Origin of the sequence: Streptomyces sp. PU-14G (genome assembly GCF_041028275.1) — a bacterium.
GTDB lineage: Bacteria > Actinomycetota > Actinomycetes > Streptomycetales > Streptomycetaceae > Streptomyces.
On the sequence record NZ_JASKYT010000687.1, the window covers coordinates 1 to 1,268 of the forward strand.

Annotated in this window: 1 protein-coding gene and 1 pseudogene; one reads left to right on the plus strand and one right to left on the minus strand. The window is 71.2% G+C overall.

The annotated features are described in order from the left end of the window. Nucleotides 1-184: pseudogene (locus AB8Z75_RS34720) on the plus strand (hypothetical protein); the annotation flags it as partial. Between the two features lie 173 nt (nucleotides 185-357). On the opposite strand, the gene AB8Z75_RS34725 reads toward AB8Z75_RS34720, so the two are convergent. Then, nucleotides 358-1,038 carry a lysophospholipid acyltransferase family protein gene (locus AB8Z75_RS34725; protein WP_369209091.1) on the minus strand — a complete coding sequence of 227 codons (681 nt, stop codon included), beginning with the start codon at nucleotides 1,036-1,038 and terminating at the stop codon, nucleotides 358-360. Nucleotides 1,039-1,268: the final 230 nt, after the last annotated feature.

The following is a 1,268-nucleotide window of genomic DNA, read 5'->3' on the forward strand; positions in this document are numbered from 1 at the left end:
GAGCAGKGCKMKGCSCMGCSCGGCRCCGTSCRYGCGCYGCCTGGACGTCGCGCGGGACACCTTCACGGAAGGCCTGCGGTTCGGCGCCGGTTTCGGCGCCGTCATCCTGCTGGCCGCGGCCGTGCTGGCGTGGCGCCTGCTGCGCGGGCAGCGCCTGGAGGAGGTGCCGGCCGAGGAGGACTAGCGGGGGCGCCCCGCAGGGGCGCGAGGAACGGCGCGCGGGGGGGCGCCCCGAAGGGGCGCGGGGAACGGCGCGCCAAGCCACAACCCACCCGCAGCCCGCTCGCAGCCGCGAGTGGCACCCCCTTACCGGAAGGTAAGGCCAGACCGCAGGAAGCCCTCCGCAGGAGAACCGCTCTACGCCGCCTTCGCCTTCGTCGCGTAGACGTCCACGTACTCCTGCCCCGACAGTTCCATGACCTCGCTCATCACCTCGTCGGTGACCGCGCGGAGCACGTAGCGGTCGCGGTCCATGCCCTCGTAGCGGGAGAAGTCGAGAGGCGCGCCGAAGCGGACGGTGATGCGGCGGCCACCGCCGATCTTCGGGAGGCCCTTGCCGTCCGGCTGCACCTTGTCCGTGCCGATCATCGCGAACGGCACGACCGGTGCTCCCGTCATCAGGGCGAGCCGCGCGATGCCGGTGCGGCCCCGGTAGAGGCGGCCGTCGGGGGAGCGGGTGCCCTCCGGGTAGATCGCGAAGGGGTGGCCCTCCTCCAGTACCCGGCGGCCGGTCATCAGCGCGGCGACCCCGCCGCGTCCGCCGTCCCGGTCGACGGGGATCATGCCGGCGCCCGTGAAGAACCACGCCATCAGACGGCCCTTGAGGCTCTTGCCCGTGACGTACTCGTCCTTGCCGATGAAGAAGACCTGGCGCGTGGTGACCAGCGGAAGGATCATCGAGTCGATGAAGGTGAGGTGGTTGCCCGCCAGGATCACCGGACCCGAACCCGGAATGCGGTCGGCCCCTTCGATCTTCGGCCGGAACAGCACACGAAGAAGCGGGCCGAGCACTGCCTTGATCAGCCGGAAACGGGACAACGGACCCTCCGCCCAGTCGGTATGGCCGTGCGCGTGGTTCCGCGCACGGCCATACCGACTGGGCGGAGGGTCCGTTGTCCACACGAAGAAGCGGGCCGAGCACTGCCTTGATCAGCCGGAAACGGGACAACGGACCCTCCGCCCAGTCGGTATGGCCGTGCGCGTGGTTCCGCGCACGGAAGCGCAGATGAGGACCATACTCGCAAGCCCGGGTGCCGGGCACACCGGGT